The organism is Candidatus Gracilibacteria bacterium (assembly GCA_010119145.1).
Taxonomy (GTDB): domain Bacteria; phylum Patescibacteriota; class Gracilibacteria; order BD1-5; family UBA6164; genus JAACSU01.
Genome location: JAACSU010000014.1, coordinates 1 through 9,064 on the forward strand (window position 1 = coordinate 1; position 9,064 = coordinate 9,064).

Below are 9,064 nucleotides of genomic sequence, written 5' to 3' on the forward strand. Positions count from 1 at the left end.
CGTGCGGGCGCGTTCACTACTAATATATACTACGAAAACTTAAGATTTGAAATAAGTTTTCTCAGTATAAACCCATCTAATCCACTATTGCAACTTTACAAGTTGCAAACTGGAGTAAGATGGGTATACATTATCTTCCCAATCTCACGAAACTTTTTACCTTGTTGACGAAGTTCCCAGGCTTGATAATAACGAGCCATATTTTTAGCCATAAGTTTTTTACCCAAAAAAACAAAGCTCCCCGCCAACTGAAGTCTCGCGACTCCCACAGACCTTTCGATCTGTAACTCGTCAAGGTAGCTGAACGAGGAGCTCTCGTTTCTTCTGTAGGTTTTTCGCCATGTCCCGACTAAGTCGGGATTTAGGCTACGAAATGTTAGGTAAATTATAATCTATAAGGTAAGAAAAGTGATAAAATATATTTATGCCGCTTTTTAAACTGCAAGATAAGATTGTTCAAGAACTAAAGGAATCCTCGTTTGACTTGGAAAAAGACTTGCAAGGAATCGTTGAAAATAATTTGGAAAATATTTTAGGTTTAAAATTTGTTTCAGGTTCTTTAAATAATGAATTAAATATCAAAGTTAATGAACAAGATTTTTATATTGATACCTTAGGTTTTAATGAAGAAGATAAATCGTTTGTGATTATCGAATATAAAAAGGAAAAAAGTTTTAGTGTGATTGATCAGGGCTATGCATATCTATCTGCAATATTACATAATAAAGCTGAGTTTGTTCTCGAACTAAATCAAAGATTAAAAAAGAATTATACAAAAAAAGATATTAATTGGGAAATGTCTAGAATAATATTTATTTCTCCAGAGTTTACGAATTATCAAAAGAATGCCATCAACTTTAAAGATCTCCCAATGTTTCTGTACGAAATCAAACTTTATAACGATAATTTAATCTCTCTAAATTTTATAAAACCATATCGAACAACCGAATCTATAAACTCACTAACAAAGGATAAGATTGTCAATGACGTATCAAAAGAAATAAAAGTATATGATTTGGAAGATCTCATTTCTCAATCTTGGTCTAACACTAAAGAATTATTGGAAGATTTTGAAAGACAATTAGTAAAAGAGATACCGGAAACTAAAATAAGATATACTCAAAAATATATTGCATATTCATCTAGACACGGAAGAAATTTTACTGACATCGTCCCTCTTAAGCAAGGATTAAAAATATATTTTCGTTTTCCATACGACTTAATTAAATCAAACATAAAAATTGAGGATTGTTCTAAAAAAGGTCATTGGACAACCGGTATTAGCTATATTTATTTGCTAGAAAATCATCAAATATCCGAGGCAATTCAATTATCAAAGGATTCCTATAAATATTTGCATAAAGATATTAAATAATTTTTTAATACTTATTATGGTTAAAAAAAATTCAAATTCAAAAATGACTAAAGAGCAGGAAAGATCAGAATTACATCGCGCTATTTGGCAGATTGCGACTGATTTGCGAGGAAGTGTGGACGGTTGGGACTTCAAACAGTACGTATTGGGGACACTCTTTTATCGCTTTATTAGTGAAAATTTAACCAACTATATTAATGCTGATGAACGACGTGCGGGAAAAAAAGATTTTGACTACGTAACATTGTCTGATAAAGAAGCTGAGTTTGGCCGGCCCGATACGGTAAAAGAAAAAGGTTTTTATATCTTGCCAAGTGAACTTTTTATCAATGTTCGCAAGAACGCACGTAATGATGCAAATCTCAATGAGACACTTACTTCCATTTTTCGTAATATTGAAAATTCTGCAAAAGGAGCAAATAGCGAAGATGATATTAAGGGTTTATTTGATGATCTTGACGTAAACTCCAATAAACTTGGCGCCACTGTAGAAAAACGTAATCAAAAACTTGTAAAACTTTTTGAATCTATCGGCGACCTTGGTCTTGGTAATTATTCTGATAACACCATAGATGCTTTTGGTGATACATATGAATTCCTAATGACGATGTATGCCTCAAATGCTGGTAAATCGGGAGGAGAATTTTATACACCACAAGAAGTCAGTGAGCTCCTTGCTGAAATTACAACGGTTGGTAAAAAAGAAGTTAATAAGGTCTATGATCCAGCCTGTGGCTCTGGTTCTCTGCTACTCAAATTTGCCAAAGTCTTAGGTCGAGAAAATGTTAGACAAGGGTTTTTTGGAGAGGAAATAAATTTAACAACTTATAATTTGTGTCGTATTAACATGTTTCTGCACGATATCAACTATAATAATTTTGATATTGCTCATGGCGATACGCTTATAGACCCGAAGCATTGGGATGATGAGCCGTTTGATGCCATTGTTTCTAATCCTCCGTATTCTATACATTGGGAAGGAGATAGTAATTCGTTACTTATCAATGATCCGCGCTTTTCACCGGCTGGAGTGCTTGCGCCAAAAAGTAAGGCAGACCTCGCTTTTACTATGCACATGCTTTCTTGGCTTTCAACCAGTGGAACGGCGGCAATTGTTGAGTTCCCTGGCGTACTTTACCGAGGAGGTGCGGAGGGTAAAATTAGGAAATATCTCGTTGATAATAATTACATTGATGCTGTTATTCAACTACCCCCTGATCTATTTTTTGGTACTACTATCGCCACTTGTATTATCATTTTAAAAAAGAGCAAGAACGATAACAAAACACTTTTTATTGATGCTTCGGCCGAATTTGAACGCGGTGGAAACAAAAACAAATTGAGTGAGAAAAATCGTCTAAAGATCTTAGAAGCGTTTATCACTCGTAAAGACACAAAATATTTTTCTAAACTTGTAGATAATAAAAACATTGGTGAGAACGATTATAATATTACAGTATCAAGCTACGTCATAAGGGAAGACACTCGCGAGATAGTAGACATTACAGTACTAAACAAAAAAATTACTCAAATTGTAGCTAGGCAAACTGAACTTCGAACCGCAATTGATAAAATTGTTGTAGATATTGGAAGTAGCAAATAAAAACTATGTTTATATCAAACATCAAACTTCATAATTTTAAAGGATATAAAGGGGATTATGAAATAAATTTTGACAAAGGTGTGAATTTTTTTGTGGGTGATAACAACTGTGGAAAATCGACAGTTTTCGAAGCTATTGATTTCATTAGAGCTAAAAAAACACGAGATGAAGTTGTTACAAAAACCGAGCTTAACGGATCTGATTTTGTATCTGTAGAAATTGAGTTTAAGGGCGACGATCTCGAGTTACTTGTTCAAATTGAAGCGTTAAAAAAATATCAGTCATATTTAATTGATACAAATGGTGAAAAAAGCATTCGAGTGATGCGTTCTAGTGACGAGAATGAAATCATACAAGAAAAGAAAAAGAAAACCTTATCTATTGCAAATGTTCGTGTTTTTAACCCTACGACAAGTCAATTTGAAAATCCTACAGGTGTAGATAATACTATTACAGCACTTTTTGACGCACAATTTGTTTGGGCAGACACAGATTCTAGCGATGTCTCTGATTTTTCAAAAACTAAAATATGCGGAAAAATAATTAGTGTAATCACTAAAGATTTTATAAACTCTGATACATGGAATAAGTTTAAAGCATCACATAATGAAACATTTGGTGATGGTGAAAAAAGTATAGCGACTACATTAAAACCAGTTGAAGAAAGATTAAGAACTATTTTATCTGAGCAATATGGTGATGCAGAAGTTAGATTCAGTTTTTCTCTACCAGAGATTGAGAGTTTTCTCAAAACTGGAAACATAGATTTATCTGAAAACGGAATTGAAACAAAAAGTGCCGAAAAAGGAACGGGTATGCAAAGGGCACTATCACTTGCGCTAATTCAGGTATATGCAGATATATCTTCAGCAAAAGGTAAAGGCACCTCAAAGCCAATTTTGTTTTTTATTGATGAGCCAGAAACGTTTTTACACCCACAAGCACAGAATAAGCTATTGGATGCTCTTGAAAAAATTTCTAGTACATCCCAGATATTCATCATTACTCACTCGCCATATTTATTGAAAAAATATAAGAGAGAGACTCATTCGATGAATGTTTTTTCAAAAGAAGCAGGATTAAATAAAGTCGAACCTGGTAGAGAATTTGATTTATTCGGAGTTTCAAGCCCAACTTGGGGTGAAATTAATTACTATGCTTTTGGTGTCATAACTGTTGAATTCCACAATGAGTTATATGGCTTCATTCAGGCAAAAGCTATTTTCGAAGATGAGAAGTATTATTATGAAGAAGACTTTGAAAAATATTTAATTGATAAGGGCTTTGCACAAGATCAAACATATATGCGATTAAAAAAAGATGGGACCATACAGAATCAAATAAGAACTTTGCCCACCAAAATCAGAAACATAATTCATCATCCAGAAAATACTCATAATACAAAATTTACAGATGAAGAACTAAAGACTTCTATTGAATTATTAATAAAAACACTAACATGATTGATCAACAAAATAAAATTGAAAAACTAATCGCCAAACTTTGCCCGAAAAGTGTGGAGTTTAAGGAGCTTAGGGAACTTGGTAATTTTTATGGTGGCTTGTCCGGCAAAAGTAAAGATGATTTTAGTAATGGTAACGCAAAATTTGTTACCTATATGAATATATATTCAAACATTGCAGTCAACACAGAAATTAATGACTTTGTAAAAGTAAATGATGTCGAAAACCAGCATAAAATTGAATATGGCGATGTGTTATTTACTGGTTCCTCAGAAACACCGGATGAATGTGGGATGTCATCTGTTTTGACTAAGAAAATTAACGAGCCATTATACCTAAATAGCTTCTGTTTTGGTTTTCATTTATATGACAAAAATTTATTTTTGCCTGAATTTTTGAAATATTTATTTAGAGATGATCAAACAAGAAAACAGATTTCAAAAACTGCAAGTGGCGTAACCAGATTCAATGTTTCAAAAAAGCGCTTCGCAAAAATCAAAATCCCTCTCCCATCTCTTACAATTCAAGCAGAAATTGTTAAAATTCTTAATAGCTTTACAGAGTTAGAAGCAGAGCTAGAAGCAGAGCTAGAAGCAAGAAAGAAACAATACGAATATTATCGTGAAAAGCTTATTATATTTGATGCTCAAAAAAAGAAAATTCCGTTCAATAATTTGGGTAGTATTGCTACTAGCATGTTGCGAGGAACCGGAATTAAAAAAGATCAAGTTACAGAGGTTGGTGTTCCATGCGTTCGTTATGGGGAAATTTATACCAAATACAATACATGGTTTGAAAAATGTATTTCGTGTACAAATATTGAATATATAAACAATCCAAAATACTTTTCAACCGGAGATATACTTTTTGCAATTACAGGTGAGTCTATTGTTGATATTGCAAAAAGTACCGCATATGTAGGCAAAGAAAATTGCCTAGCAGGTGGAGATATAGTTGTTATGAAGCACAATCAGAATCCAAAATATCTCGCATATTCTTTAGCAACAAATTATTCGATAGATCAAAAAGGTAAAGGTCTTTCAAAAAATAAAGTTGTTCATTCAAGTATTCCTAAATTGTCAAAAATCATGATACCAGTACCAACTCTTGCTGAACAAGAACGGATTGTGACGATTTTGGATAAGTTTGACTTATTGGTAAATAATATCTCAATCGGTTTGCCGGCAGAACTTGAAGCGAGGAGAAAACAATATGAATACTATCGAAATAAATTGTTAAATTTTAATGCATATGACAAGTAACCCTGTTTTTTACAAAACTATTTCCCAAAACAACGAGAGCACAGTAGTCGCTCAGTATGTTGCCAACTACAATTTTCTTCGCGATGCAAATTACCAGAGCGAGGCAGAGTTGGAGCAAGCTTTTATTGAACAACTTAAAACTCAAGCATATGAATATATAAATATCTCTTCCGAAACTGATTTAGTTTCGAATCTGCGACTACAGCTTGAGAAAATAAATAATTTCACATTTACAGACACTGAGTGGAAACATTTCTTTTCAAGTGAGCTAGCCAATCCAAATCAAAGTATCAAAGAAAAGACCGCAACAATCCAAGAAAATCATATCAAAAACCTGATGCGAAAGGACGGAACTGTAAAAAATATTTATCTTATCAAAAAAGACAATATTCACGATAACAGTCTGCAAGTTATAAACCAATATTCAACAGATGAAGGTCAACGTTCTAATCGTTATGATGTAACAATCCTTGTAAACGGACTGCCCATGGTACATATCGAACTTAAACGCCGTGGAGTAGCGATCCAGGAAGCATTTAATCAAATCAATCGTTATCAGCGCGAAAGCTTCTTTGCTTCATCGGGACTTTTTGAATATGTTCAGTTATTTATCATTTCAAACGGAACACATACAAAATATTACAGCAATACTACACGCGCTTCGCACATCAAAGAATCAAGTGAAGGGGCAGCAAAAAAAGGAAAGCGTACGAGCAGTAGTTATGAATTTACCAGTTGGTGGGCAGATGCTATCAACCGACCGATCACCGATTTAATGGATTTTGCCAAAACATTTTTTTCTAAACATACACTTTTAAATATATTGACCCGCTATTGTGTATTTACCACTGAACAACAGCTTTTGGTGATGCGACCATATCAGATAGTGGCAACTGAGCGAATATTGAATCGAATAGAAGTCAGTACTAATTATAAAAAGCTTGGCACCGTTGAGGCCGGTGGATATATCTGGCATACAACCGGATCTGGGAAAACTTTGACAAGCTTCAAGACAGCACAATTGGCAAGTAAATTATCGTACGTAGACAAAGTTATATTTGTTGTTGATCGCAAGGATTTAGACTACCAGACAATGCGAGAATATGACAAATTTCAGAAAGGCGCGGCAAACAGCAATACTAGTACTGCAATTTTGAAACGTCAGTTGGAACATTCGACAGTACGTATTATTATTACCACTATTCAAAAGCTCGATCGTTTTATTGGACGCAATACAACGCATACAATTTTTAATGATCACGTCGTTCTTATATTTGACGAATGCCACCGCTCACAATTTGGTGATATGCACGCTGCGATTACAAAAACGTTTAAGAATTACAATTTATTTGGTTTTACCGGCACTCCGATCTTTGCGATGAACGCGTCTTCTGGTGGTCGGCCAGATTTAAAAACCACCGAACAAGCATTTGGTGAAAAATTACACGCCTATACTATCGTGGATGCAATCGCTGATAAAAACGTTTTGCCCTTTAAAGTCAATTATGTTTCTACTGTTCGTGAAGCTGAAAATATTGAAGATAAGAAAGTGAGTGATATTGATCGTGAGGCAGTGCTGGCGTCAACTGAACGATTAGCAAATATTGTTGGTTATATTCGCGAACATTTTGACCAAAAAACAAAACGTAATAGTTTTTATAAACTAAAAGACCGCAGGATGGCAGGGTTTAACTCAATATTTGCTGTTTCATCTATTGATGTTGCAAAAAAATATTATGCTGAGTTTAAAAAACAACTAGATGACGTACCGAGTGATAAAAAACTTAAGGTCGCAATCATTTATAGCTTTGGGGTAAACGATGAGGACGCCGATGGAATGATAGATGAAAACTCTGAGGATACGAGTGGACTTGATGTAAGTTCGCGAGATTTTCTTGATAATTCCATTACTGACTATAATACAATGTTTGGAACGTCCTATGATACTTCATCAGATAAATTCCAAAATTATTATAAAGATATCAGTCTGAGAGTAAAAAACCGTGAGGTTGATATCCTTATTGTAGTTAATATGTTTTTAACTGGTTTTGATGCAACAACACTTAATACTTTGTGGGTAGATAAAAACTTAAGATTACACGGGTTATTGCAAGCATTTTCACGCACAAATCGCATTTTGAATAGTGTAAAGACTTTCGGAAATATCGTTTGTTTCCGCAATCTTGAGAAAGCCACTAACGAATCTATAGCTCTTTTCGGAGACAAAGAAGCAAGCGGGATAGTCCTTTTGAAGGCATATGATGATTACTACAACGGATACAAAGATGGCGAAAAGCAGGTGCGGGGATACACAAGTTTAGTAAAAGAACTCTTGGAAAGATTTCCAGTTGGAGAAAGAATCGTTGGCGAACAAAATCAAAAAGATTTTATTAAGCTATATGGGGGAATTTTACGAGTACGGAATATTTTGACAACCTTTGATGAGTTTACTGGCAACGAAATTTTAAGTGAACGCGATATTCAAGATTATCACAGTGCATATATCGATCTCTACAATGAATTTCGAAAGAATACAGAAGTTGATCAAGAAAATATTAATGATGACTTGGTTTTCGAAATGGAGTTAATTAAGCAGGTAGAAATAAATATTGATTATGTATTGGGGCTCATCAAGAAATATCACGAAGATCATAATAAGAATCGTGAGATTCTGATTGATATCAACAAAGCAATAGACTCAAGCGTCAAATTACGCAACAAAAAAGATCTCATAAATCAATTTATCACTTCGCTTGATGTCCATTCATCGGTCGATGGTGAGTGGCAGAATTTTGTAGACAAAAAAAGGATTGAGGAACTTGAGCAAATTATTACCAATGAAAATCTTGATCATGACGAGACTTATAAATTTGTGAAAAATTCGTTCCGTGATGGAAGTGTAGCAACAACTGGTACTGCTGTTGCTAAGATCTTACCTCCTGTATCTCGTTTTTCTCCAACCGGTGAACGTACTAAAAAACGTGAAAGTGTACTTAATAAACTTGTAAATTTCTTTGAAAAATTCTTTGATATTTCGGGTGGTATATTTGCAAAATAAAGATATGAAAAATAATAAGATAGTTATCTTAAGTGAGTTGGCTCAAGAACTTAAGATTATTTTAAAATTAAAAAGCACTTTGCTTATATCGAGAATAAAACCACCCGAACCCGATACAAATTCAAATAAATATTTTCATATGCGACTTGAGTTTAATTTATTTGATACTTCAATTCTTAAAATTAATACACATGAAGATGAACGAATATATAACTACATCTGGCACGAGACAGTTTAATTGAAGCTAATCAACGGTTAACCGAGTGGCTAATGTTTTACAATTTTGAACGCTCACATCAAACT

At 33.9% G+C, this 9,064-nt stretch carries 6 protein-coding genes; all 6 read left to right on the forward strand.

Features of this window, described 5'->3' with window-relative positions:
* The first annotated feature begins 424 nt into the window (after window positions 1-424).
* From GW846_06180 to GW846_06205, 6 genes are read left to right on the forward strand one after another with little or no spacing between them, the layout of a single operon-like run.
* The gene (locus GW846_06180) at window positions 425-1,375 is read left to right on the forward strand and encodes a hypothetical protein (GenBank protein ID NDK10333.1); all 951 of its coding nucleotides are present in this window, start codon (window positions 425-427) and stop codon (window positions 1,373-1,375) included.
* Window positions 1,376-1,418: 43 nt separating this feature from the next.
* On the forward strand, window positions 1,419-2,978 hold the full coding sequence (locus tag GW846_06185; GenBank protein NDK10334.1) for a type I restriction-modification system subunit M: 1,560 nt from the start codon (window positions 1,419-1,421) through the stop codon (window positions 2,976-2,978).
* A 5-nt stretch (window positions 2,979-2,983) separates the two neighbouring features.
* A complete protein-coding gene (locus tag GW846_06190; GenBank protein ID NDK10335.1) occupies window positions 2,984-4,471 on the forward strand; it encodes an AAA family ATPase in 1,488 nt (495 codons plus the stop codon).
* Window positions 4,438-5,703 carry a restriction endonuclease subunit S gene (locus GW846_06195; GenBank protein ID NDK10336.1) on the forward strand — a complete coding sequence of 422 codons (1,266 nt, stop codon included), beginning with the start codon at window positions 4,438-4,440 and terminating at the stop codon, window positions 5,701-5,703. The genes GW846_06190 and GW846_06195 overlap by 34 nt, the downstream gene beginning before the upstream one ends.
* Complete coding sequence (locus tag GW846_06200; protein ID NDK10337.1) at window positions 5,693-8,761, forward strand: type I restriction endonuclease subunit R; 3,069 nt, start codon at window positions 5,693-5,695, stop codon at window positions 8,759-8,761. Before GW846_06195 ends, GW846_06200 begins: the two co-directional genes overlap by 11 nt.
* 4 nt (window positions 8,762-8,765) lie before the next feature.
* Window positions 8,766-8,999: a hypothetical protein gene (locus tag GW846_06205; protein ID NDK10338.1), complete on the forward strand. Its 234-nt coding sequence runs from the start codon at window positions 8,766-8,768 to the stop codon at window positions 8,997-8,999.
* Window positions 9,000-9,064 lie beyond the last annotated feature (65 nt).